Below are 23,212 nucleotides of genomic sequence, written 5' to 3' on the forward strand. Positions count from 1 at the left end.
CGTTGGAAGCACTCGTCGATGAGATCGGCGAGGGTGTTTCGATCTCATTCGGTGGATTCGCTCACTCGCTGACGCCGATGGCGGTCGTGCGTGAGATCGTACGGCGCCGCATCGGCCGGCTCACCCTGATCGGCATCGCCGAGGCGTGGGCTGCCGACATGCTCGCGGGTGCCGGCCTAATCGAGCGGATGGTGTTCTCGAACTTCATGTTCGAGGGGTTCGGTCTGTGCCGCAACTTCTCTCGTGGCATCGAGTCCGGGGCCTTCGCCATCGAGGATTACAGTCACTTCGCCCTCGCGGCTCGAATGTCCGCGGCGGGCCTTGGCCTCCCTTTCGCCGCCGTCCGCTCTGTTCTCGGCTCCGACATGCTCGAGGACGAGACCGGTGGGAGCCGTGTAACGCATGAGGTCTTCTCGTCGCCGTTCGGAGATGAGTGCGTCGTCCTCTTCCCGCCGGCGGCGCCCGACATCGTCGTCGTCCACGGCCAGGTGGGCGATACGAACGGAAACGTGCACATCCTCGGCGCGACGGCCGTGATCGAGGAGCAGGTTCGTGCCGGGAAGAAGGTCCTCGCCACGGTCGAGGAGATCGTCGAACCGGTGGAACTCGCCCGTCGCGCGGCCGACATGGTGGTCCCCGGACTGCTCGTCCATAAGATCGCGGCCGTACCGTATGGCGCGCACCCGACCGGCATGTACCGGCTTTACGACGCCGATTACGAACACATCAGGGAGTACGTGGCGGCGAGCCGAGATCCGGAGCAATTCTCGGACTACCTCGCAGGCGTGACAGAGCGCGGACAGGCGGAGTACGTGCGGAACCTCGGCGTACAGCGATTGCTCACGCTTCGTCCCGATCCCGCATACGGGTACCACCTGGACCGGAAAGGTGACCAGTGGACGGCGTGACTCTCGAAGAGACCATGGTTTACACGGCGGCCGGTGAGATTCGCAACGGTGCGCACGTGTTCGTCGGCACCGGGCTCCCGATGCTCGCTGCCTACCTCGCGAAAGGAACGCACGCGCCCGATGTGACGCTGCTGTTCGAGTCGGGGATCATCGACCCGCGTGCGGCGCATCTCGCGCTCGGTGTCGGTGACTTCCGGCTGCTGAACGACGCCAGCGGCGTCCGCGGACTGCATTATGTGTTGTCCCTCCTGCAACGCAACGTCATCGACGTCGGCTTCCTCGGCGCGGCCGAGGCTGACGCGTACGGAAACATCAATTCGACGTTCGTCGGCGGTGACTACCGGCACCCGAAGAAGCGACTGCCCGGCAGCGGCGGTGCCAATGACATCGCATCGCTCGCCAAAGCGACGGTCATCATGTGCCAGCACCGGCCAGAGCGACTCGTAGAGCGGGTCCAGTACATCACGTCGCCAGGTTTTCTCGGTGGCGGCGACGAGCGCGAGAAAGCAGGACTCACCGGCGGCGGTCCGGTCATGCTCATCACCGACATGGCGGTGTTTCGGTTCGACCCCGTGACAAAGCGTGCGTACGCGAGCTCGATTCATGCCGGCGTCGACCCCGCGGAAGCGGCCGAACTTTGCGGGTTCGATGTCGAGATCACCGAGAAGACGCCGCGCACGCCGGAGCCCGATGCGGCTACCGTCGCCCTGCTGCGGTCGCTCGACCCGGACGGCGTCTACTTGCGGAATGCCCGTCCGAAGGACAACTGATGATCGACCTCGACACCGGGGAGGCGGTCGCCGCCTACTTGCGTGAGCAGTCGAACTGGGGTCGTTGGGGTGCGGACGATGAGCTCGGCACGCTGAACCTCGTGACCGCCGAGAAGCGCCTTGCGGCGCTCGCCCTGGCGCACACAGGCCAGAGCATCTCGCTCAGTCGGCCGCTCGCGGTCCGGTCAGTCGGCGGAGACGCTCCGCCTGCGACGATCGAGACCGTGGTCGTCCCCCGCGATGACGCCGGATCGGTCATCGACCATGTGACGCTCACGTGTCACGACACCGCCAACACGCACATCGACTCCCTGTGCCACATCTGGGACCGCGACGGTCAATGGAACGGCCGCGACCCTGCGGCGAGTATCCAGCGGGACGGGGTGACTTTCGGAAGTGTAGAGGCGTATAGCGCGGGCATAATCACGCGCGGTCTGCTCCTCGACGTGCCCGCCCATCGAGGCACTGATCACGTGACGCAGGACCGCCCCGTGACGGGGGAGGAGCTGTTCGAGATCGCCGACTCGATGGGACTCGACCCGCAGCCCGGCGACGCGATCTGCGTCTACTCGGGTCGGGACCGCTGGGATGCGCGGCATCCCGCGTGGGGAACGGGCAGTCGTGATGCCGCACGCTCGGTGCGCCCGGGCCTGCATGCGTCGTGCCTGCGGTTCCTCCGCGAGGTCGATGCCGGGATGCTCGTCTGGGACATGATGGACATGCGCCCGTCCGGTGTCGACATCCCGTTCAGCATTCACGGCGCCGTCTGGGCATTCGGCCTCGCGCTGCTCGACAACGCGGATCTCGGCCACCTTTCGGAGGCCTGCCGCACCCAGGATCGACACGAGTTCCTGCTGTGTGTCGCTCCGCTTCGCATTCCCGGGGGGACGGGAAGCGCGGTCAACCCGCTCGCAGTCTTCTGACGCGCGCCGAAAGAGAGGAGGCCCGATGAAGGGTCGTGTTGTCGTTCTCAAGGACTACGGGGCGCCGTTCGAGATCGAGGAGTACGACGTTCCCGCTCTCGTTCCCGGTGCCGTGCTCGTCGCAGTGACACAGGCCGGGATCTGCGGCTCGGATCTCCATTCGTGGCGTGGTGACCGCGATCGCCGGCTGCAGCCCATCCCCGAAGAGGGATGCGTCATGGGGCACGAGGGCACCGGAATCGTGATCGACCTCGGCGAGGGGGTGGTGACGGACTGGGCCGGAAAGCCCGTGCACGAAGGCGATCGCGTCGTGCACTTCTCGGGCCGCGCCTGCTTCCGGTGCGTCCAGTGCGGCAAGGGCCGCCCGAACCTGTGCACCAACCCGCCGGGACGTTACCCGGCGGTCGTCGGGGACTGGCCGATCTTCGGTGGAACCTACGCCGACTACTTCTACATCACCCCGGACCGTCCGTTCTACGTCGTCCCCGACGGGCTCAAGGATGAATCGCTGTCGTGGGTGAACTGTGCCATGGGCACCTCCGCGGAGGGCCTCGACAATGCCAGCTGCGGCGTCGGGGATCATGTGGTGATCCAGGGGGCAGGCGGACTGGGGCTGTGCGCGACGGCGCTCGCGATCTATCGTGGCGCCGCGACGGTGACGGTGCTGGACCGCGTTCCGGAGCGACTGGCGCTCGCGCGGCGCTTCGGCGCGACGCACACCATCGATGTGTCCCGGGTGGACGCGCTCGAGGACAGGACCGCGGCCGTCAGGGACTACACCGGTCAGAACGGCGCCGACATCGTGATGGAGCTCGTCGGCGTCACCGAGCTGATCACCGAAGGCGTGGGGTACCTCGCGCCGGGTGGCACGCTCGTCGAGATCGGCCACGTGATGGCGGGGCGCGCGTTCACACTCGATCCGCGCGCGATCATCCGCAACAAGAGCATCCTCGGATCCAGCGGGTACCGCCCGCAACTGCTGCCGGGGCTCATGGATCTCATGCTGCGCACACAGGACGTGGTCCCGTACGACGAGATCGTCTCCCACCGATTCGCCCTGGCGGACGTCAACGCGGCAATGGACGCGGCCGAATGGGCCGGCCGCTCGACCACGGTGACGCGCGCCGTGCTGCAGCCATAGGAAGGCTCGGAATGACCCTGTTCTCTCTGGTGCACGGAGGCCAGCAAGGAGCGTGGTGCTTCGACCCCCTCATCGCGGAGCTCGACCGTCGCGGGTACTCCGCGATCGCGGTCGACCTTCCCAGCGAGGATCCGGATGCCGGTCTCGACGACTACGCGCGGATCGTCGTGGCCTCGCTGGAGGCGGTCGATGAACCCGTGATCGTCATGGGCCACTCCCTTGGCGGGCTCGTCCTGCCGCTCATCGCGGAACGGCGTCCGGTGGCGGGACTGGCATTCGTATGTGCGGCCCTCCCGTTCCCCGGTGAGAGCCTCGTCGACACCATCGCCGAGGACACGGCGTCGACGGGCAAGTCGACGAACCTGCTCGACGGACACGGACGATCCCATCGCTCGGCACCCGACGTCGCACGCGAGGTCTTCTTCCCTGACTGCACTCCCGAGGTGCAGGAGTGGGCGCTCGCACGGCAGCGCGACCAGGGGGAGCGCCCGCACCGGGAGACATCCCCGTTGCAAGCATGGCCGGACGTCCCGGTCACGGTTGTGAACGGCGTCAACGACCTGTGCATCTCACGTGGACGTGCGCGGCGGACTGCGATGCGACTGTTCGGCACCCCTCCCTTCGAGATCGCCGACGGGCACTTCCCGTTCCTGACGAACCCGGCGGACGTCGCCGAGGGGCTGATCGGTTTTGCCCAGGGCGCCCGTGAGCCATGGCCGACTGTTCGAGTCGTGCCCGCGCACCGCGCGCCGCGAACGAAAGGAAAGCAGTGACGATCATGGAAGCGGAATCCGTCCCCAGGCGTGCCCTGGGCAGTCAAGGTCTCCGGGTCCCTCCGCTCGGCCTCGGATGCATGGGGATGTCGGAGTACTTCGGTCCGAAGGACCAGGACGAGGCTGTCGCGACGATCCTGCGCTCGCTCGACCTGGGGTTCACCTTCCTCGACACCTCCGACGCCTACGGTCCCGAGACGAACGAACGTCTCGTCGGCGGTGCGATCCGCGGGCGGCGCGATGAAGTGATCCTGGCGACAAAGTTCGGCAGCACGCGCGATGCCGGGGGGACTCGTGGCGTTCGAGGCGACGCCGCCTACGTGAAGCAGGCGTGCGAGGCATCGCTCACGCGGCTCGGCGTCGACCACATCGATCTCTACTACCAACATCGCGTCGACAAGACGGTCGAGATCGAGGAGACGGTGTCGGCGATGGCCGAGCTGGTCGCCGAAGGCAAGGTGCGCTACCTCGGCCTGTCGGAGGCGTCCGAGCGGACGATCCGTCGCGCCCACGCGGTTCACCCGATCACGGCCGTGCAGCTCGAGTTCTCGCTGTGGACACGTGAGCCCTCGACCGGGATCATCCCCGTTCTGCGGGAGCTGGGGATCGGGACGGTCGCTTACCGCCCGCTGGGTGCGGGATTCTTCACGGGCACGGTGACGACCCTGGACGGCCTGGTCGAGAAGGACTTCCGAAGGTCGAACCCGAGGTTCCGCGATGGAAACCTGGAGCAGAACCTCGATCGTCTGCACGGCATCGAGCGGATCGCGAGGGACAACGGAGTCACGCCGGCTCAGCTCGCGCTCGCGTGGATCCTCGCTCAAGGCCAGGACATCGTGGCGATACCGGGCAGCGATCGACGCGTCCACCTCGAGGAGAACGTCGCGGCCGCCGCCGTCGTGCTGTCGGAAGAGGACCTTGCGCGGATCGATGAGGTGTTCCCCGTCGGCGCCGCAGCGGGCGACAGGCTGGCGGATTACTCACGAATCGACCTATAGCGAGTCCCATGCGGACGCATTCGAGGCATTGAAAAATCTCGCCACGGTAGGTACTATCCAACTAGTTGTCTAGGCAATTTCCACGAATGGTCAAGGTCCTTGCAAAGTTCAATGAAGAACACGAATCACACGCAGGCTGCCTCCCGAGGCGAGGAGCCTGTGCGCTACGGCAACACGAGCCCCGACTTTGTGCTGAGAGTCGTGAATCTGGAGAAGCACTTCCAGCGAGAGCAGGGCGCTCGCGTCCTCGCCATCGATCAGGTCTCCCTTGATGTCGAGCCAGGCAAGATGGTGACGATCCTCGGGCCGAGCGGCTGCGGCAAGACAACGCTCCTTCGCTGCATCGCGGGTCTGGAGTCTCCGACCGGCGGGCAGATATGGAGTTCCGATCGCCTGCTCTCCTCGGGCGACGGCGGGGTCGCGGTGCCGTCGAATCACCGTGAGTTCGGAATGATGTTCCAGAGCTACGCGGTGTGGCCCCACATGTCCGTGTTCGGCAATGTGTCGTACCCGCTTCGCGTCCGCCGGTGGTCGCGGGCCAAGCGGGAGGAGAAAGTCGCCCGCGTTCTCAAGTCAGTCGGGATCTCTCATCTCGCGGATGAGTACCCAGCCCGCTTGAGCGGTGGACAGCAACAGCGCGTCGCCCTCGCGAGGAGCCTGGTCAGCGACCCGAAACTGATCCTGTTCGACGAGCCTTTGTCCAACGTCGACGCGAAGGTGCGGGAGGAGCTCCGCGTCGAACTGCTCGAGATGCAGCGTCGGATCGGTTTCGCCGGCGTTTACGTCACGCACGATCAGGAAGAGGCCATGGCGATCTCGGACTCGATCATGGTGATGAGCGAGGGGCGAGTCCTTCAGCACGCGTCGCCGCGTGAGATCTATCGCTATCCGGCAACGAGGTTCGTGGCGAATTTCATCGGAATGGCGAACCTCTGGGAAGGCGATATCGCGGCCGGGGCCGACTCCGGTGCGACGCGGACGGTCACCTGCGAGATGGGTGAAATATCCGTCGCCAACGCGAACATCGATATCAAGCCTGACGATCGCCGTGCCGTCGTCGTCGCCCGCCCGGAGGTCCTGGCGCTCTCCAGGACGGCCCCCGAAGTGACTCACGGGAACGTCTGGAGCGGAACGTTGCACACAGAGATGTTCCGCGGCGCGCAGTCCGACTACATCGTCGAAGTGAACAAGAGCCTCGTGCGCGTTCGCGGAGCGTCGATCGATTCCGATGGTGAGCCGCTCACGAGCGGCGCGGCGGTGTATATCAGCGCCCGACCCGAGGGCCTGCGCGTTGTGCGCGCGGACGATGCGTGACGGCAATCGCAAGATCGTCTGACGTTCTTCGAGTCCGTTTGTAACCAGCAGTGACGTGTCCGTTGTTCCAGCAGTAACCAAATCGAGAAAGGGAAGGGTCCAATGCGAGTGAATACTCAACAGAGTCGCTGGGTTAGGTGCGCCAGTGCGGTCGTCACCGGTATCGCGGTAGTCACCCTCGTAGCCGCCTGCAGCAGTAGTGGCTCTGACGGAGAATCCTCCGGTGGGATGGCCACGGGAGGATGGGATGCGATCGTCGCGGCCGCCGAGGAAGAGGGCCAGGCCAACGCGCTCGTCACCGACACGCCGGCATGGCAGGAGATCCAGACCGCGATGTTCAAGGAGAACACCGGGCTGACGATGAACATCGCCGCGAGCGGTCCGAACGCCGACTTGGAGACCCGTGTGCTCGCGGAGATCAAGTCTGGCAATGTCCAGACCGACCTCATGCAGGACACCGATCGCGGGTTCTACACCAAGAACGCCGACCAGTTCGTCGACCTGTCGACACTCGATCTGCCGAACTGGGATAGCTACCCCGAATCGGCCAAGTGGCAGAACCTCTGTGTCAACAGCAAGATGGGCGTGAGTGGAATCACCTACAACACGGACCTCGTCCCGGAGGACATGGTGCCGGACAGCTGGGAGGATCTGACCGACCCGTTCTGGAAGGACAAGATCGTCCTCTCCAATCCGCAACCCGGTGGCTACTACATGCAGTGGGCGCTGATGATGCGGGAAGCGTTCGGGGACGACTTCCTCGAGGCAATCGCCGCGCAGAACCCGACGCTGGACAACAGCTCGGTCGCGGCCGCGGAGAAGGTCGCCTCGGGCGCCGCGCTGATCTCGTTCATGTCGCAGGCCGACTCGGCGGCGGGTCTGATCGCCAAGGGCGCCCCCCTCAAGTTCAAGCTCATGCGTGGTCCTGACATCGGCTCCAACGTATGCGTCGGAATCCTCAAGGACGGCCCGAACCCCAACGCCGCTGCGGTGCTTCTGAACCACTTGATGTCGGAGGAGTCCCAGAGCACGCCGTGCAAGGCGGGGCTGGCAGTTGTTTCGCCGGTCGACGCCGAGGGGTGCTACGAGGTGCCGGAGGACTTCGAGTATCCCACCCTCGATGCTGAAACCGGGCAGTATCCCGGACTGGATGACGAAGCACTCAAGGCAGAAGTCCTAGGACTTCTCGGCATCGGATAGCTTCATCGGGCCGTGGCGGCAGACGGCGATGCCTGCCGCCACGGCTCACTCGCGAATTCTCTTGCGACGGAACGAGGAGTCGAAGTGGTGGCGCCAGGCGTGAATCAAGATGCGACCGTGCCGATCCGGGTGGTTCGGTGGAGTCAGCATAAGTTCTCCGGCTTGAGTGTCGTGGGATGGATCCTGTCCATCGCGCTGGCGGCACTCATCATCGTCCCGCTGGGGCGCATGATCGGCGACTCCTTCATCGTTGATGGGGCGGTCGACTTCAGCCCGTTCAGCAGCCTCTTCGCCGATCCCAGGTTCTGGGCCGCGGTGCGGAACACATTGCTGATTCTGGTGACCGCGGGGCCGATGGCGCTTGTCATCGCTACGGCATTGGCATGGATGAACGAGCGGACGGATGCAAGCCTCGGTTTCCTCTCCCGAATGGCCCCGCTCATACCGTTGCTCATTCCGCCGATCGCGCTCGCCATCGGCTGGACCTTCGTTGCACAGAACATCGCGGGGCTGCTCAACGGCTACCTCCGGATGCTTCTCGGACTCTTCGGAATCCATCTCACGTCGGGGCCGCTCGACGTGGAGACGCTACCCGGATTGATCTTCGTCTACACGATCGCTTTGGTGCCGTTCGCGTACATCATCATCGCGCCCGCCTTCCGGAACATCGATGCGTCGATGGAGGAAGCATCGAAGATGTGCGGCGCCGGCTCGTTGCGAACCGCGTGGAGCATTTCGCGACCTGCGATCGGCCCTGCGCTATTGTCCGCTGCCTTCATGCTCGTGATCGTCTGCACCTCGATGTACTCGATCCCCGCTGTCATCGGCACGGCAGCGCGAATTCAATCGCTCTCGGTGTACATCGTCTTCAAGACCACGTCGAGCGGTACAGAGGGCCTCCGTCAAGCGGTCGCCGCCGCCGTTCTCCTGGTCGCCTTCATCGCGATCATCGGACTTCTCTACGTCTGGATCGCGCGTCGGCTGCGGCCGGTGACGATCTCGGGCAAGAGCACGACCCGATCGGTCGTCCGCCTCGGTGGCTGGAAATGGGTCGCGCGGGCTGCGCTCATCGTCTATCTGCTCCTGGTCGCCGTGCTTCCGTTCGTCGCCCTCCTCATCGTGTCGATGCAACCCTTCTGGCAGCCGACGATCAACTTCAGCGTTCTCACGCTCGACAACATCACGGGATTCTTCACCGATTCGACGAGCCATGCGCGAAGCGGCTATCTGAACAGCATCCGACTGGGGCTGATAGGCGCGACGCTCATCATCCTGATCGCCCTGGTTCTTGTCATCTTCGCGAACGATCGTGGCGGCCGCGTGGGCAAGACGGTGCTCGGCCTCGTCCGGCTCCCGTCCGTGGTCTCCGCCCTGGTGATCGCGGTCGGCGTGCTCGTCACCTTCGCCGGTCCGCCGTTCAGCCTCGCCGGCTCGCTCGTGATCCTCCTGCTCGCCTACGTGATCATGTTCCTTCCGCAGGGGTCGATCGCCGTCGCCGTCGCGCGGACGCAGGTCGGCAACGACCTGATCGAGGCGAGCAGCATGGCCGGAGCGACATCCGCGCGAACAGCGACCTCGGTGGTCTGGCCACTGATGCGGCCGGGCGTGGCGTTCGCCTGGGGCATGATGTTCGTCCTGGTGGTGAGCGACCTGGAGGCATCCGTGATCCTCGCCGGCCCGGGCAACCCAGTGGTGGGGTCGGAGTTCCAGGCGATCTACACGTCGGGGGTCTTCGCCGACCTTGCCGCGCTGGGCGTCATCGTCTGCTTGACCAGCCTCGTGATCGTCACCATCGTCACCGGCCTCCTCGGGCGACCGGCGCGACTGAAGGACCGCCATTTCTGGGACCGCTGGAGACGTGCGCGACCTGACGCCGACCCGGTCAGCCGTTCGTCACAAGGAGAGGAGCTCCTGCCAGAAGCGGACCCCGCCCAGGTCGCCAGTCTCGTTCAGTGAGCGCCTCGGACGACGCTTCGTGCCGGTGCCCTTGTGAATAGGCTGCGCGGGGGTTGGTTGTGGCAACCGACGGTCGGAACGCTCGTCAGCCAGGCAGCGCTGGGAATAGCGAGACCTGCCTTGACCTACGCGGCCATCTCCCAGGACGCGAACTCCTTCACGATCGGGCTGATCGTCGCCGCGTACGGGCTCCTGCCGATGACCCTGGCCGTGCCCGTCGGGCGCGTAGCGGGACGATTACGGCATATCGGCATCGTGCCCTTCGCGTCAGCGGTCATCTTGATCGCGGGGTGTGTGCTTCCTATGCTCTGGGAGTCGCCCATCGTGCTCATCATGGCGAGTGCGCTGATGGGCACGGCGAGCGTCGGCATCGCGCTCGGCACGCAGGCCTGGATCACACGCACCGCGGCGCCTGACAACTACACGCGCGATTTCGGGTGGCAGTCCGCGGGAGCTTCGCTCGGCCAGAGCATAGGGCCGGCGTGCGCGGGCCTGCTCATCGGCCCCGGGGTACTGTCCGAGGATCGGATCAGTCTCGCCTTGGGCGCTGCCGCGCTGCTTGCCGTCGTCACGGCAGCGGTCCTCGCATCCCGAGCAACCCGGGCGTATGAAGGCGATGACCACGAAGTATCGAGTGTCACTCGAACGCCGGGGATCCTGCGCTACATCTTCGCGAGCACGTCGGTGTTGACCTCGATCGACCTGATCACCGCCTATCTTCCGGTGATCGGAGAGCAGTCGGGCATCGCACCGACAGTCATCGGCGCGATGCTGAGTGTTCGCGGTATGACCTCGATGCTGTCGAGGCTGCTGCTCGGGCCATTGGCGCGACGATGGAATCTGTCGACGCTGCTCATGGTGAGCACAGCAGGATCGGCGGCGACCGTCATCTTCGTCGCATTCTCCAGAGAACCATCAGTGCTGTTCATCACTCTCGCGCTCTCCGGTGTATTCCTCGGTATCGCGCAGCCGTTGACGGTCAGTGCCGTAGCCGCGGCACTGCCCCCCCGCTCGCGTTCCGCCGGGCTCGGAGTGCGGATGTTCGGCAACCAACTTGCCCAGACGACGGTCCCGCTCGTCGCCGGGGCGTTGGCCGTATTGCTCGGAGTCGGATCGATCTTCGTCATTCAGGCGGTCTGGCTCGGCTCATCCAGCCTGTGGGAATGGCGTGCTCGGCCGCATCCACCGGATTGACATGCGCTCGGCATGTTTACCAGCATCTTTCCGATCGGCGCCGTGATCGGGCCGTTGAGCAGAGGGCTTGCTGTCGGGTGGGGCTCCTGGCGAGACATCTTTAGGTGACGGACAGTGGCTTACCGCCGCACCCGTCGCGCGCCGCTAGTCGGCCGCGTGGGAAAGCCGTGAGTAAAACCGTCGCGAAACGAGTGTCGTCGGGGACAGCGACGAAAGGTCGCGATCCGCGGAAACTCAACCCAAACCGCATCCCGGACATCAACGAAATGCCACTGAACAAGGGTTCAAATCCCACCGTCACCGCCACCTGAAACCCCCGAAGAACCCTTGGAAACATTGGGATCGCGGGGGTTTCGCTTTGCCTCGGATCCGGCTCGTGCCGGGTGTGAGCCGCGGCGCGCGGCCCACTGGTCGAGCACGGCGAGAGCGCCAGGGTCAGGGGGAGGGTGTTGGCGCACATCACCCCTATGCTTCGAGCATCGACGTTTGGGGGACTGATGGGCTTCTGGTCGACACTTTTCGGCAAGAGCAAGGAAGTGGCCGCGTCTTCGCCTGCACCAATACTCGAGCTCCCCCCTCGCTGGGGTGAGATCGAGGTACGGGGAGAGAGCTTCCGTCGCGATGCCGTGCGTCGCCTGTTCGATGAACTCGGGCTGCCCGCGGGTGGGGTGACCCAGCAGGCCGCACACCTCCTGCCTGAGCCCTCGAATCAATATGACCGAAACGCCGTCAAGGTAGTCATCGGGCGGTGGCACATCGGCTACGTACCGAAAGAGATCAGTGCCGAAGTGGCCACGGTCCTGGGCGGGGGCCAAGGTGTCGCGCCTGTGCGGGTCTGGGCGGACCCCAAAGACGGTACCTGGCGGGCGCGAGCCACGCTGTTCCCGTCTGCGGTGGAGCCTGATCGCGACTTCGCACAGGAGCAGCGTTACGTCGTGCACATGCCGGATGAACCCGGCATCATTCCGCCAACGACGCTCACGGTTTCAGAGGCGACGGATCTACGGTCATTGGACTCCACGCGCATGCGGATCAAAGGCATCGGGAACTACGTCGGTTGGAGCGAGAGACGCGCGGTCGGTGGCACGGAGTACGTTCTCGTGCGCGAGCCTGACAACTCCCACGATCCGTGCGCGGTGCTGGTCCTGAGCAATGGGCGAAAAGTCGGGTACGTCTCTGCCGCGAGAGCGAAGGTCCTCGCGCCGCTGTTCGACAGCCTCGGGTCCGCTGGCTATGTCGTGGGTGGGACCGGGCCTTCAGACGAGAGTGTCCAACTCTGGGTCGACATTCCGAAGGCTAGCGTGTTGCGATCATTCGTGAAATCCCGATCTTCCTAACCCACTCGTGCGTCCGGCGCGCCGGTCCCTCACCGGGCGGAGAGGTGGTACCGGTTTTGCGTACTATCAACGCGAGGTGTCGTCATGTCCGCCATCACCGCAACCGAAGCCCGAAAGAGTCTGTTTGGGCTCATTCAGCAGGTCAACGAGGACCACACGACCGTCGAGGTCGTCTCCCGGCGCGGCAATGCCGTGATCATGTCCAAGGATGACTTTGATGCGCTGACCGAGACTGCCTATCTCCTGCGCAACTCTGCGAACGCGGAGCGGTTGCGCGAATCCGTCGAGCGCGCACGTCGGGGAGAGTTCGAGCGGCACGATCTCCTCGACGCGTGACCCGCGAACTCGCCTTCGACCCGAACGGGTGGGAGGACTACGTGTACTGGCAGACGCAGGATCGCAAGACCCTTAAGCGAATCAACATGCTGATTGCGGACGTCCTTCGCGATCCGTTCGCAGGCATCGGCAAACCTGAGCCCCTCCGCCACGTCCTGTCAGGCGCCTGGTCGCGGCGCATCGACGAGAAGAACCGACTCGTCTACTACGTAACGGACGAACACATCGTGATCCTCCAAGCGCCAGACCATTACTGAAACCACAGACGCTCAGCCCGGTCCCAGATCCACCGTTTCTCTGACAGTCCCAATCGCGATGGTCGCGGTCGCCGGCGTGAGGATGTCTCCGTTCTCGTGACGAGAAGTGATGTCGAGGTCGATGAATGTCTCGTCCCCCTGGACTCGAGTGGCCACGACCGTCGCGGCAACGGTGATCCGGCCTTTCACGTTCGGCCTCCGGAACTGAGCCGAGACCTTGACGATCCGCCCGTGGCCATCGAGCCAGTCTCGCAGCAGGTTGTGCATGTAGGCGATCTGCATGTTCCCCATGCCGAATGCCCCGGACATCCCGGCGGCCCTGCCCTCTTCGTCGTCCATATGGATGCCGAGGAATTCGTCGTTCACCGCGGCGTAGCGGTTCCAGGTGTCGAAGCTGGTCTCTCGGCTGAACTCCGGGAGGCGTTCTCCCGCAGCGGGTATGGCGGGGGGTGCGGCGGCGAAGACGTCAATGTCGGTCATGTCTGCCCTCGTCTAGTAGCGGATCGCGGTCACGGAGGACTTCTGGATCAGGTCACCCGTCTGGTTGGTCCAGGTGTCCTCGGTTGTGCTCATGAGCATTGGGCCCCGGCTCCCCTCGTGCGCGCTGTAGCCGACGAATCGCGTCGTGCTCGTGATCGTGTCGCCTTCCCGTTTGGGGCCGAAGTACTCCACGCTGACACCGCCGTTCAAAATGACCTTGAAACCGAGGTCGGGAAGCCCGAGCTGCTTTTCGAGGCGGCCGGCACCGGCTCGCCTCCGTTGGGCGGGGTCGATCGTGGTCTCTTCGCGGGCGTGGACCCAAGCGAAGGGGTTGAACTCCTCCGGAGCGATGAGCGGCCCCTCGCCGTCGATGAAGCACGCCGGGGGCGGTTCCGGCCAGTAGACCGCGATCGCCCAGCGGCGAATCGCGCCCGCATCGACGGGGTAGCTGGTGCGGGTGCTCAGCAGGGTGCCTCCGGCGGCTTCCATCGCTGCGGTGATCAGGTTGCTCACTCGCGCTCCTTCGGGTGAAACAGGCGGCGACGCTGTTTAGCGGCTCCCCGCCTTCGGGTTCGCTGGTTCGACAGTCGATGTGGCTCGCCAGGATGCGGACGCTCGCTGGAGTCCGAGGCCCGGCGATCGCTTGGGAGTCAGACCGCCCGGTCAGCGCGCTGGTTTGTCCGTGAGTGCTTCCATGAGGCTCGGCCCGGGGTACTGCACGAGGCAGATCCTGCACCCGAAGAGGTCACCCGCGTCGAAGATCGCTTCCCGCATCGTCCCCACGAGAACGTTGCCGACAAGACGGACGCCGAGCCGTTGCATCTCGGCGATGGCGGCGTCGATGTCGTCGACCTTGAAGTGGATGTTCCGCATCCCGTCCTGGGCCGCATCCCGATGCGACTCCATGAGCTCGAAATAGCCTCGCGTGTCAATCGCGATCCGCGTCGGCCGCGCCTGCGCGGTCTGCGAGTCGGTGAAGACCTCGCCGGTGCGGGGTGCCACGTTGACGATCGGCGTGTCGTCGGGACCGAGCACGGTCGAGATGAACTCGATCCCGAACATCTCGCGAAACAGCGCGACCGCCTTGTCGACATCGCTCACGTTGATGCCGATGATCTCGATTTTCTCGGTCTTGATTGCCACGATGAGCTGCCTCGTTCCGAATGTGTTCTGGTCAGGAGAAGTCGTAGTCCGCAGGGTTGGCCTTTCGGACTCTATGCCAGTAGTCGACGAGCCGGAGTGCCATGTTGACCACTACCCGTCCGCGCTTGTTCCGGTAGTAGTTGGTGACGCCGGGGTGAGTCCAGATCATTCGCTCGTTCGCCGCATCGACGACCTCGTTGTATGAGTCGTGTACGTCTTGGCGAACCTCGAAGACTCGGGCACCGCGTCCGAATGTCTCGGTGAGCAGCGAGCCGATGTAGTGCAGCTGGCATTCCAGCATGAACAGGAGACTGCCACCGTGCCCCAGCTGCAGATTCGGCCCATAGAGGGTGAAGAAGTTCGGGAACCCGGGGACCACCGTCCCGAGGTACGCTCGCGGGTTGTCATCCTCCCAGACGTCGCGGAGCGAGCGCCCGGCTTTGCCGATGACGGAGAACGAGCTGACGAATCGCACCACGTCGAAACCAGTGGACAGCACGAGGACGTCAAGCGGATGCTCGATGCCGTCGGCGGTGACCACCCCACCCGCTGTCACCCGCGCCACGCCCTCTGTGACGAGGTGGGTGTTCTCCCTGCGGAAAGTCCGAAACCAGCCGTGGTCGAGCAGAATCCGCTTGCCGAAGGGCGGGTACGCCGGGACCATCGCCGGAAGCAGGTCCTGCCGGTCACCGACCTCTCGCTCGATGTATCTCGTGAAGGAGCGCCGATGCCCATCGTTGATGGGGTTGAGCGACCGCTCGGGGTGCGGCCACGTGGGGTCCTTCTGCAACGACTCGTACGTGCGGTCATTGAAGTTCCAGCCGAGCCGGACTCGGTACCACAGCCGATACAGCGGCACCTCGCGCATCAGGTGCTGCATCGCCTCGGGCACGCGAACGTCGAGCTTGTCGAAAGGCGTGGCCCACTGGGGGGTCCGCTGGAAGACTGTGAGTTCGGCGACCTTCGACGCGATTGCGGGCACGATCTGCATTGCACTGGCGCCGGTGCCGATGATCCCCACGCGCTTCCCAGTGAGATCGAGGTCCTCCGGCCAGCGGGCGGTGTGGAACTTCGGCCCGGCGAACGTGTCGAGCCCTTCGATATTCGGCACCTTCGGCACATTGAGGGCGCCGACGCCGCTGAACAGCAGGTTCGTCGCGATCTCTTCCTCGCGGCCGTCGGCCAGCAGTACCTTGGTCCGCCAGAGGCCTGCTTCGGCGTCGAATCGGGCCTCGACGACGGTGGCGCCGAACGTGACATGGGGCACCACTCCGTAGTCGGCTGCCACCTTCTCGAGATACCGGCGGATGTCCGGGCCCTTTGAGAAGTAGTGCGGCCAGTCGTGGGGCGCGAACGAGAACGAATAGAGATGGCTCGGCGTGTCGACACCGACCCCGGGGTACCGGTTGTCGAGCCAGGTTCCACCGACTCCCTGGTTCCGTTCGATGATTCGATAGTCGATGCCTGCTTTGGACAGCTGGATGCCTGCGGCGATGCCCGACGCTCCGGCCCCGACGACCAGTGCCGTGATCCCGGTGGCGGCCTTCGTCACAGCCGGCTCTTCGGCCGCCTTGTCGAGGCCGAGCTCGCTCGCGATCAGCGCCCCGTACTCGGCCGGCACTGCTTCTCCCATCGATACCGCCAGCATGCGGACGAGCAGTTCATCGTCGGGCCGCGGCAGAGCCACCTCGCCGGTTTCCCGCCAGTTGGCGATCGCGGCGTAGCTGGCATCGCGCACCTCGGCCTGCAACTCGGGGCTCAGCCCTGCATCGTCGTTGTCGCCGAGCCCGGCAGCACGCGTTGGCGTGTAGGGGTCTTCCAGCCATGTGAGGTCACCGGTGAGCTGAACGAGCACCATCAGCAGCGTCGGAATATTCGCCACCGCGAGGGACTCACTCAGCTCCGCATCTACCACCTGTGTCGACATCAATCGTCCTTTCAGCGCGAGCTCTATCGCGAGTTAGTATAGTGACCGCTATCTAGTTTGCAACCCCTTTCTGCACCTGGAAGAAGAGTCCGAAAACCTTGCTTGCGTGCGTGCGGAGTGGGCGTTAGTGTAGTGGTCGCTAGCTACCGGACGGGCCAGGCAGCGGGCCGGCCATGCGGCGAGGTGACGATCTTGTTGCCTCCCCGCAGACGGTGTCCTCAACAACAAGAACAAAGGAGTGACAATGAAGTTGCACCCTCTGGTGGCTCTCGGCGTCGGCGCCGTGCTGCTTTCCACCACCCTCACCGGATGCGGAGCGAGGACTGCTCACAGCGCGGAGTCACAGCCATCCGGCGCCTCGCAGGTCTGCTCGCCCGGCATCACCGACACCTCGATCAAGCTCGGCGCGAGCCTGGCGCAGAGCGGCGTTCTCGCGGTGTACGCGGCGCAGGCGAAGGGCATCCAGGACTACTTCAGCGACATCAACGCGGCAGGCGGGCTCCCAATGGGAGACGGCAAGACGCGAACGGTCGAGATGGTCGCCTACGACGACGGCTACGACCCGGCGCGCACGGTCACCAACGTGCAGAAGCTGGTCGAACAGGACGAAGTGTTCGCGCTCGCGCCGGTGCTGGGCACGGCCAACGTGCTCGCGGTGAAGGACTACGTCGGGGAGCAGGGCGTACCGCTCATCCTTGGCGGTACCGGTACCCCGGAGCTTGAGTCCGAGCCGTACAACCCGTGGGTCAAGGGCGTCATGGCCGCCTACAACTTCGAGGGGGCGTACTGGGCGGATTACATCGCCTCGCACTTCAAGGCCGCGAAGGTCGGATTCCTGTACCCGACGAGCGGATTCGGCGTGGACGTCCACGCCGCATTCGTGGAGGCGATCAAGGGCACCGACATTCAACTCGTCGATGTCGCGTATGAGACGGGCGCAGATCTCACGTCCCAGACGGTCGACATGTCGAAGATGGACTTGGATGTCTGGTTCACAATGCCCAGCGGTACGCAGGCCACGCAGATCCTGACGAAGGCGAAGGAACTCGACTGGGTGCCTCCGCTGACGATTCTGACGCCGGGCAGCACGGCGAAGTCGCTTATCACGCCGACCGGCTGGACGGAGGCGGACAACCTCTACAGCTACTCCTGGTACAAGGATGTCACCACACCCGACACCAGTGACCCGGGCATCAAAGAGTGGATCGACTTCGCGGACAAGTACGGCTACGACCCGGAGAACTCGATCGAGGCGCAGGGGCTGTTCTTCGCCAAGATGGTCGAGCAGGTGCTGAAAGGCATGAAGGGCTGCACCCGGCAGGACTTCATGGACTCGTACAACTCGATCGAGGACTTCTCGACAGGGCTGGAGCTGGCTCCGATCACCGTCGAGGACGACTTCCCATTCGTCTGGACGAAGGTCAAGCAGACGAAGTGGAACGGCGACGGCTGGACCTACGGCGACACGATCGACGTGTACTCCGTCATCGGCAAGTAGGCCAGAGAGCGCAATGAGCGACATGGCTGAGGTTGGGTGGAGTACGGGCGTGAGGACGAGCGGTTCGCCCATCCTCAGCGTCCGCGGCGTTTCCCTCGGGTTCGGCGGGATTTCGGCGCTCACCGACGTGTCCTTCGACCTGCCGAAGGGAGCGATCACAGGACTCATCGGACCGAATGGCGCCGGCAAGACGAGCCTGTTCAACTGCGTCACCGGGTTCTACAAGCCGAGTGCCGGCGAGATCTCACTCGACGGTACGTCCCTCGTGGAGCGCCGACCGGACGAGATCGCGAGCCTCGGGATCACGCGAACGTTCCAGAATCTGGGGTTGGTCGAAGGGCTCTCGGTCCTCGAGAACCTGCTGCTCGGCGGCTATCACCGCGGACGCGGTGGGGTGGTCGAGACGATTCTCGGCCTTCCGCGGCCACGGCGCGAGGAACGCGCTTTGCACGACGAAGCGCGTGAACTCCTGCACATGCTGGAGTTGGAGCCGTTCGCCGATCAACTGGCCAAGGGCCTTCCCTTTGGGACGATGAAGCGCATCGAACTGGCAAAGGCACTGATGGCACAGGGCAGGGTGCTCCTCCTCGATGAGCCCGCCAACGGCCTCATCCATGGCGAGGTCGTGGCCTTCGGCGAACTCATACAGCGAATCGTCCGCGAACGAGACCTTTCCGTCCTGCTCGTCGAGCACCACATGGGGCTGGTCATGTCAACCTGCTCCAGCGTCGTCGTGCTCGACCATGGTCAGGTGATCGCCGTGGGATCCCCTGACGAAGTGCAGAACAACCCCGCGGTGATCGAGGCGTATCTCGGGGCGGGGGCAAGGCGATGAGTTCTCCTGCGCTCGAAGTCTCGAATCTCTCTGCCGGCTATGCCGGGATCAACGTGCTGCACGGCCTCGACTTCGTCGTCGAACAGGGCAATGTGCTCGTCGTGCTCGGTGCGAACGGGTCCGGCAAGACGACGACGATGCGGGCTCTGTCCGGCATGATCCCGAAGCAGGGCGAGGTGAAGCTGTTCGGAGAGCCGGTCCGTGGCACCAACTCGGATCGCATCGCTCGCAGAGGCCTGGCGCATGTGCCGGAGGGCCGAGGAACGTTCAGCTCGCTGACGGTCGCGGAGAACCTCGCAGTCGGCGGGCTCGGGCGCCCTGCGCGGCTGCTCGGGCCGAGGTTCGAGTACTGCTACGCGATGTTCCCCCGCCTGGCCGAACGCCGGACGCAACGTGCCGGGAGCCTGAGCGGCGGGGAGCAGCAGATGCTCGCCATCGCTCGTGCGTTGATGATGGATCCGAAGATCCTGTTGCTGGACGAGCCCTCTCTGGGACTGGCCCCCCTCACGACCGAGGAAGTCTTCGAATCGCTCGGGCAGATCAACAAAGAGTCCGGCCTGACGCTCGTGATCGTCGAGCAGAACGCAAGCCTCGCGTTGTCCGTGGCGACCAGCGGCGTCGTCCTGTCCGCAGGTGAGATCGTCTCGCGTGGCACTCCCGATGAACTCGTCGCCAATGACGAAGTCCGACGTGCGTACCTGGGGGTCTGATCGCGATGGAACACTTCCTGCAACTCGTCGTCGAAGGAATCATCTCGGGCTCGATCTACGGTGCGATGGCGCTGTCGATCGTGATGGTCTACCGGGCCTCGAAGCTGCTGAACTTCGCCCAGGGCGAGATGGCGACGCTGTCCGCCTTCCTGGTGTACCAAGGCCAGGTGTTCGGGTTGCCCGTGTGGCTCAGTATTCTGCTCTCGCTCGTGATCACGGCTCTGCTGGGCGTCACCGTCGAGCGGCTGCTGGTCCGTCCGCTCGGCGCCATGCGCAGTCACCTGCCCGTCATCATCGTCACCTTGGGGCTCATGACGGTGATGACAAGCGTGAACGGGGCGATCTGGGGCTGGGATGCCCGCCCTCTGAACCGGATGTTCGGCGTGGGGTCATTCGACGTCGGAGGGGTCAGCATTTCGTACCAAGGTGCTGGGCTTGTCATCACCATCGGACTGATGGCCCTCACGCTGGGGGTGGTCTTCAGGTTCACACGCCTCGGTCTCGGACTACGTGCGACGGCGGAGAACCCCGAATCGGCGCGTCTGTCTGGTGTGCGTGTCGGCACGATGCTGTCGGTAGGTTGGGCCCTCGGCGCGGTGATCGGTGGCGTCGCGGGCATTCTCGTCGGGCCAATCCTCACCCTTGAGCCGAACCTCATGGTCACCGTGCTGCTCTACGCGTTCGCCGCCGCGATCCTCGGCGGAATGGACAGCCCTGTCGGCGCGATCGTGGGCGGCATCATCGTCGGCGTGATCGAGAACCTCGCCGGCTCGTATCTGCCCTGGATCGGCTATGACTTCAAGCAGGTCGTGGCCCTGGTCGTCATCATCGTCGTGCTGGCAATGCGCCCGCAGGGCCTCTTCGGACGGAAGGAACTGACGAGAGTATGAGGCGACTCATCGGCTTCGAGTACTACCCCCCTCTTCCGATTCCGCGACGGGTGAGCCTTGTCGGCATGCTGGTCATCGTGGTGGCGCTGGCGATCTGGCCGCTGTACGCCTCGCCATTCCTCAACAACACGGTCAGCATGATCCTCACGTATGCGGTCGTCGGCATGGGCCTGAACCTGCTCACCGGCTATACCGGCCAGATCTCCATCGGGCACAACGCCTTCGTCGCCTTCGGCGGCTACACGGCGGCGATCCTCGCGATGAACGGCATCGACATGCTCTGGGCGTTCCCCATCGCCGCCGTGCTCTGCTACGTCGTCGGGCTCGTGATCGGCCTGCCTGCCCTCAGGATGGGAAACCTGCAGTTCGCGCTGGTGACGCTCGCGCTCGCCATGACGCTGCCGGCGATCCTGAAGCGGTTCAGCTTCCTCACCAACGGCTTCAACGGCATCAGCCTCAATATCCTCGCCCCTGAATGGACGGGTCTCGCCCGCGACCAGTGGGTGTTCTACATCTGCCTACTCGTCGCCGTGCTCGCGATGTACGTGAGCACCCGGCTCGCAGGGGGTCGCATCGGTCGATCTCTCGTAGCGGTTCGCGACTTCGAGAACGTCGCGAGGTCGGTCGGTGTGCGAACGGCGATCGTGAAGACGCAGATCTTCGCGATCTCCGCGATCTTCGCCGGAATCGGCGGGGTTCTCTACGCCTTCGTCGTCCGCTTCGTCTCGGCCGAGTCCTTCGGGTTGGGGCTGGCGATCGCGTTCATCACGATGATCGTCGTCGGCGGGCTGTCGACCACCGCCGGTGCGGTGTTCGGGGCGATCTTCGTGCAGTTGGTGCCGGTGTGGACGTCGAGCATCGGCCCGGGCGGGGCATCCGTCGCGTACGGCATCACGCTGGTCGCCTTCATCTTCCTCGCACCGGCCGGCATCGTCGGGCTGCTGCGCCGCGGTGGGCACGCCCTGCTGTCGCGCCGTAAGCTCCGGCGAGCGCGGTCTGAATTATATAGCGGCCACTACATAACTGCAGAAACTGGTATCGAATGACGTACACCACTCTGACGATCGAGCGCGATGACAGCCCGATTCGCAACCTCATCATCGATGTTCCGGATGATCCGCTGAACCTGCTGACCCCGCAACTGCACCACGACCTCCTCGAGGCGTTCCGCGAATTGCGCCAAGACCTCGACGCGCGCGCGATCATCATGTCTGCGAGAGGCAAGGCGTTCAGCGGCGGCGGTCACATGGAGAAGCTCTTCGCGGACTACCGAGACCTGCCACAGGCAATGCGTCACCACCACAATGGGCGCGAGATCCTCACGCAGCTGGTCGACATCCCGGTCCCGGTGATCGCGGCGGTCGGAGGGGTCGCTGCAGGGTTCGGCTGCAGCCTCGCGATGGTCTCGGACTTCATCGTGATGGCCGAGGGAGCGGTGCTCGTCGATCCGCACGTCCGTGCCGGCATCGTCGCCGGTGACGGCGGAACCATCGGATTCCCCTACGCGATGTCGATGCAGCAGGCGAAGAAGCACCTCATGATGTGTCGGCCTCTCCACGCCGAGGATGCGCTTCGTCTCGGGCTTGCGATCGACGTCGTGCCGCGGGAAGACCTGCTTTCCGCCGCTCGCCGCATCGCCGAAGAGATCGCCGCGCTCCCGCCGCTTGCCGTGCGGCACACCAAACAGGCGCTCAACGCGTACTACCGCACCTCCATGCCATACGCGGTCGAGCTCGCATCCGCGTGGGAGCATGTCACTTTCCGCACTCAGGATCATCGCGAGGCCGTCGACTCCTTCCTCGAGAAGCGCTCACCGGAGTACGAGGGAAGATGAGCGGCACCGACGGAATCGACTACGAAGTCGACGACCACATCGCGACCATCACGATCAGCCGCCAGGAGCGGATGAACTCGCTCGACGACGCGGCTCACCGGGCGATGGATGCCGCGTTCGCCGCCGCAGAGGCTGACCACGAGGTCCGCGTCATCGTCCTGACCGGGGCGGGCGGGCGGGCCTTCTGCGCCGGGGCGGACCTGAAAGCGGAGCCCGATGAGAGCGGACCGAGAGTGAGCTTCGGTGCCATCACCGGAGTGAGCGGCCCCGCGCGCCACGTGTCCAAGCCGATCATTGCTGCCGTACGCGGCCACGTGATCGGCGGAGGGTTCGAGCTGGCCGCCGCCTGCGACATCATCGTCGCGTCTGCAGGCAGCCTGTTCTCGATGCCGGAAGGCGTGCTCGGCTTTCTCGTCGAATCGCCTGTCGGGCACCGATCGGTCCGCCAGCTGCCGTTCCACATCGCTCTCGAGATGGCGCTGGTCGGCCGCAGGATCTCGGCAGAGGAAGCCGCACACTGGGGCTTCGTCAACCACGTCGTGAGCGACGACGAAGTGCTGCCCCTCAGCCGGCGTCTCGCCGCGACGATCGCGAGCCTGTCGCCGCTGGCCATCGCGGCCTACCGCGACACACTGGTGTCGCGTGCCGGCTGGCCGCTCGAGGTGGCGCTCGCCACGCGGAACGAACGCATCGAGCAGTACCAACGATCGGCCGACCGGAGTGAGGGCATCGCCGCGTACCGCGAGGGCCGGGAGCCCCGCTGGACCGGGCGCTGACGAAGGGATCAA

The 23,212-nt window shown here is 64.9% G+C and carries 24 protein-coding genes; 20 read left to right on the plus strand and 4 right to left on the minus strand.

Annotation, left to right across the window (positions count from 1 at the left end; all coding sequences use genetic code 11):
• Positions 1-2: 2 nt before the first annotated feature.
• The 13 genes from AB1K54_RS00090 (at position 3) to AB1K54_RS00150 (ending at position 13,107) form a co-directional block, all read left to right on the plus strand.
• Complete coding sequence (locus AB1K54_RS00090; protein WP_371200650.1) at positions 3-908, plus strand: CoA transferase subunit A; 906 nt, start codon at positions 3-5, stop codon at positions 906-908.
• Positions 896-1,678: a CoA-transferase subunit beta gene (locus AB1K54_RS00095; RefSeq protein WP_371200651.1), complete on the plus strand. Its 783-nt coding sequence runs from the start codon at positions 896-898 to the stop codon at positions 1,676-1,678. Before AB1K54_RS00090 ends, AB1K54_RS00095 begins: the two co-directional genes overlap by 13 nt.
• Positions 1,678-2,601 (plus strand): cyclase family protein, encoded by a 924-nt coding sequence (locus AB1K54_RS00100; RefSeq protein WP_371200652.1) that lies wholly within the window; start codon positions 1,678-1,680, stop codon positions 2,599-2,601. The genes AB1K54_RS00095 and AB1K54_RS00100 overlap by 1 nt, the downstream gene beginning before the upstream one ends.
• Positions 2,602-2,626: 25 nt before the next feature.
• Positions 2,627-3,742 (plus strand): zinc-binding dehydrogenase, encoded by a 1,116-nt coding sequence (locus AB1K54_RS00105; RefSeq protein ID WP_371200653.1) that lies wholly within the window; start codon positions 2,627-2,629, stop codon positions 3,740-3,742.
• A gap of 11 nt (positions 3,743-3,753) precedes the next feature.
• On the plus strand, positions 3,754-4,515 hold the full coding sequence (locus AB1K54_RS00110; RefSeq protein WP_371200654.1) for an alpha/beta fold hydrolase: 762 nt from the start codon (positions 3,754-3,756) through the stop codon (positions 4,513-4,515).
• Positions 4,516-4,520: 5 nt separating this feature from the next.
• Positions 4,521-5,513 carry an aldo/keto reductase gene (locus tag AB1K54_RS00115; RefSeq protein ID WP_371201145.1) on the plus strand — a complete coding sequence of 331 codons (993 nt, stop codon included), beginning with the start codon at positions 4,521-4,523 and terminating at the stop codon, positions 5,511-5,513.
• Positions 5,514-5,624: 111 nt separating this feature from the next.
• Positions 5,625-6,827 carry an ABC transporter ATP-binding protein gene (locus AB1K54_RS00120; RefSeq protein ID WP_371200655.1) on the plus strand — a complete coding sequence of 401 codons (1,203 nt, stop codon included), beginning with the start codon at positions 5,625-5,627 and terminating at the stop codon, positions 6,825-6,827.
• A 228-nt stretch (positions 6,828-7,055) separates the two neighbouring features.
• Positions 7,056-8,027, plus strand: coding sequence for an ABC transporter substrate-binding protein (locus tag AB1K54_RS00125; protein ID WP_371200656.1), 972 nt, complete (start codon positions 7,056-7,058; stop codon positions 8,025-8,027).
• Positions 8,028-8,039: 12 nt separating this feature from the next.
• Entirely contained in the window at positions 8,040-9,983 is a 1,944-nt protein-coding gene (locus AB1K54_RS00130; protein ID WP_371200657.1) for an ABC transporter permease, read from the plus strand.
• 33 nt (positions 9,984-10,016) lie between these two features.
• Positions 10,017-11,177, plus strand: coding sequence for an MFS transporter (locus AB1K54_RS00135; protein ID WP_371200658.1), 1,161 nt, complete (start codon positions 10,017-10,019; stop codon positions 11,175-11,177).
• Positions 11,178-11,626: 449 nt separating this feature from the next.
• A complete protein-coding gene (locus AB1K54_RS00140) occupies positions 11,627-12,514 on the plus strand; it encodes an HIRAN domain-containing protein (protein WP_371200659.1) in 888 nt (295 codons plus the stop codon).
• Between the two features lie 84 nt (positions 12,515-12,598).
• Complete coding sequence (locus AB1K54_RS00145; RefSeq protein ID WP_371200660.1) at positions 12,599-12,850, plus strand: type II toxin-antitoxin system Phd/YefM family antitoxin; 252 nt, start codon at positions 12,599-12,601, stop codon at positions 12,848-12,850.
• Positions 12,847-13,107, plus strand: coding sequence for a Txe/YoeB family addiction module toxin (locus AB1K54_RS00150; protein WP_371200661.1), 261 nt, complete (start codon positions 12,847-12,849; stop codon positions 13,105-13,107). Before AB1K54_RS00145 ends, AB1K54_RS00150 begins: the two co-directional genes overlap by 4 nt.
• Positions 13,108-13,119: 12 nt before the next feature.
• Here the strand turns inward: AB1K54_RS00150 and AB1K54_RS00155 are convergent, their stop codons facing one another.
• The 4 genes from AB1K54_RS00155 to AB1K54_RS00170 form a co-directional block, all read right to left on the minus strand.
• Positions 13,120-13,587 carry a hypothetical protein gene (locus tag AB1K54_RS00155; RefSeq protein ID WP_371200662.1) on the minus strand — a complete coding sequence of 156 codons (468 nt, stop codon included), beginning with the start codon at positions 13,585-13,587 and terminating at the stop codon, positions 13,120-13,122.
• Between the two features lie 12 nt (positions 13,588-13,599).
• On the minus strand, positions 13,600-14,100 hold the full coding sequence (locus AB1K54_RS00160; protein WP_371200663.1) for a MaoC family dehydratase N-terminal domain-containing protein: 501 nt from the start codon (positions 14,098-14,100) through the stop codon (positions 13,600-13,602).
• Between the two features lie 150 nt (positions 14,101-14,250).
• A complete protein-coding gene (locus tag AB1K54_RS00165) occupies positions 14,251-14,730 on the minus strand; it encodes a VOC family protein (RefSeq protein ID WP_371200664.1) in 480 nt (159 codons plus the stop codon).
• A 31-nt stretch (positions 14,731-14,761) separates the two neighbouring features.
• Positions 14,762-16,657 (minus strand): flavin-containing monooxygenase, encoded by a 1,896-nt coding sequence (locus tag AB1K54_RS00170; protein ID WP_371200665.1) that lies wholly within the window; start codon positions 16,655-16,657, stop codon positions 14,762-14,764.
• A gap of 244 nt (positions 16,658-16,901) precedes the next feature.
• On the opposite strand from AB1K54_RS00170, the gene AB1K54_RS00175 reads away from it, so the two are divergent.
• The 7 genes from AB1K54_RS00175 to AB1K54_RS00205 are packed head-to-tail and all read left to right on the plus strand — an operon-like array spanning position 16,902 to position 23,200.
• Positions 16,902-18,155, plus strand: coding sequence for an ABC transporter substrate-binding protein (locus AB1K54_RS00175; RefSeq protein WP_371200666.1), 1,254 nt, complete (start codon positions 16,902-16,904; stop codon positions 18,153-18,155).
• A 13-nt stretch (positions 18,156-18,168) separates the two neighbouring features.
• The gene (locus AB1K54_RS00180; protein ID WP_371200667.1) at positions 18,169-18,990 is read left to right on the plus strand and encodes an ABC transporter ATP-binding protein; all 822 of its coding nucleotides are present in this window, start codon (positions 18,169-18,171) and stop codon (positions 18,988-18,990) included.
• Between the two features lie 53 nt (positions 18,991-19,043).
• Entirely contained in the window at positions 19,044-19,700 is a 657-nt protein-coding gene (locus tag AB1K54_RS00185; protein ID WP_371200668.1) for an ABC transporter ATP-binding protein, read from the plus strand.
• A gap of 5 nt (positions 19,701-19,705) precedes the next feature.
• Positions 19,706-20,590, plus strand: coding sequence for a branched-chain amino acid ABC transporter permease (locus AB1K54_RS00190; protein WP_371200669.1), 885 nt, complete (start codon positions 19,706-19,708; stop codon positions 20,588-20,590).
• Positions 20,587-21,636 carry a branched-chain amino acid ABC transporter permease gene (locus AB1K54_RS00195; protein ID WP_371200670.1) on the plus strand — a complete coding sequence of 350 codons (1,050 nt, stop codon included), beginning with the start codon at positions 20,587-20,589 and terminating at the stop codon, positions 21,634-21,636. The genes AB1K54_RS00190 and AB1K54_RS00195 overlap by 4 nt, the downstream gene beginning before the upstream one ends.
• Positions 21,633-22,424 (plus strand): enoyl-CoA hydratase/isomerase family protein, encoded by a 792-nt coding sequence (locus AB1K54_RS00200; protein ID WP_371200671.1) that lies wholly within the window; start codon positions 21,633-21,635, stop codon positions 22,422-22,424. The genes AB1K54_RS00195 and AB1K54_RS00200 overlap by 4 nt, the downstream gene beginning before the upstream one ends.
• Complete coding sequence (locus AB1K54_RS00205; protein WP_371200672.1) at positions 22,421-23,200, plus strand: enoyl-CoA hydratase/isomerase family protein; 780 nt, start codon at positions 22,421-22,423, stop codon at positions 23,198-23,200. Before AB1K54_RS00200 ends, AB1K54_RS00205 begins: the two co-directional genes overlap by 4 nt.
• Positions 23,201-23,212 lie beyond the last annotated feature (12 nt).

It is taken from the genome of Microbacterium sp. BWT-B31 (assembly GCF_041379855.1).
GTDB lineage: Bacteria > Actinomycetota > Actinomycetes > Actinomycetales > Microbacteriaceae > Microbacterium.

What these genes read in the sequence shown, in the direction of transcription:
- AB1K54_RS00175 (WP_371200666.1), top strand. Translation starts at nt 16,902, where the DNA reads ATGAAGTTGCACCCTCTGGTGGCTCTCGGCGTCGGCGCCGTGCTGCTT.
- AB1K54_RS00120 (WP_371200655.1), top strand. Translation starts at nt 5,625, where the DNA reads ATGAAGAACACGAATCACACGCAGGCTGCCTCCCGAGGCGAGGAGCCT.
- AB1K54_RS00180 (WP_371200667.1), top strand. Translation starts at nt 18,169, where the DNA reads ATGAGCGACATGGCTGAGGTTGGGTGGAGTACGGGCGTGAGGACGAGC.
- AB1K54_RS00105 (WP_371200653.1), top strand. Translation starts at nt 2,627, where the DNA reads ATGAAGGGTCGTGTTGTCGTTCTCAAGGACTACGGGGCGCCGTTCGAG.
- AB1K54_RS00195 (WP_371200670.1), top strand. Translation starts at nt 20,587, where the DNA reads ATGAGGCGACTCATCGGCTTCGAGTACTACCCCCCTCTTCCGATTCCG.
- AB1K54_RS00200 (WP_371200671.1), top strand. Translation starts at nt 21,633, where the DNA reads ATGACGTACACCACTCTGACGATCGAGCGCGATGACAGCCCGATTCGC.
- AB1K54_RS00145 (WP_371200660.1), top strand. Translation starts at nt 12,599, where the DNA reads ATGTCCGCCATCACCGCAACCGAAGCCCGAAAGAGTCTGTTTGGGCTC.
- AB1K54_RS00205 (WP_371200672.1), top strand. Translation starts at nt 22,421, where the DNA reads ATGAGCGGCACCGACGGAATCGACTACGAAGTCGACGACCACATCGCG.
- AB1K54_RS00110 (WP_371200654.1), top strand. Translation starts at nt 3,754, where the DNA reads ATGACCCTGTTCTCTCTGGTGCACGGAGGCCAGCAAGGAGCGTGGTGC.
- AB1K54_RS00115 (WP_371201145.1), top strand. Translation starts at nt 4,521, where the DNA reads ATGGAAGCGGAATCCGTCCCCAGGCGTGCCCTGGGCAGTCAAGGTCTC.
- AB1K54_RS00125 (WP_371200656.1), top strand. Translation starts at nt 7,056, where the DNA reads ATGGCCACGGGAGGATGGGATGCGATCGTCGCGGCCGCCGAGGAAGAG.
- AB1K54_RS00170 (WP_371200665.1), bottom strand. Translation starts at nt 16,657, where the DNA reads ATGTCGACACAGGTGGTAGATGCGGAGCTGAGTGAGTCCCTCGCGGTG.
- AB1K54_RS00100 (WP_371200652.1), top strand. Translation starts at nt 1,678, where the DNA reads ATGATCGACCTCGACACCGGGGAGGCGGTCGCCGCCTACTTGCGTGAG.
- AB1K54_RS00155 (WP_371200662.1), bottom strand. Translation starts at nt 13,587, where the DNA reads ATGACCGACATTGACGTCTTCGCCGCCGCACCCCCCGCCATACCCGCT.
- AB1K54_RS00190 (WP_371200669.1), top strand. Translation starts at nt 19,706, where the DNA reads ATGGAACACTTCCTGCAACTCGTCGTCGAAGGAATCATCTCGGGCTCG.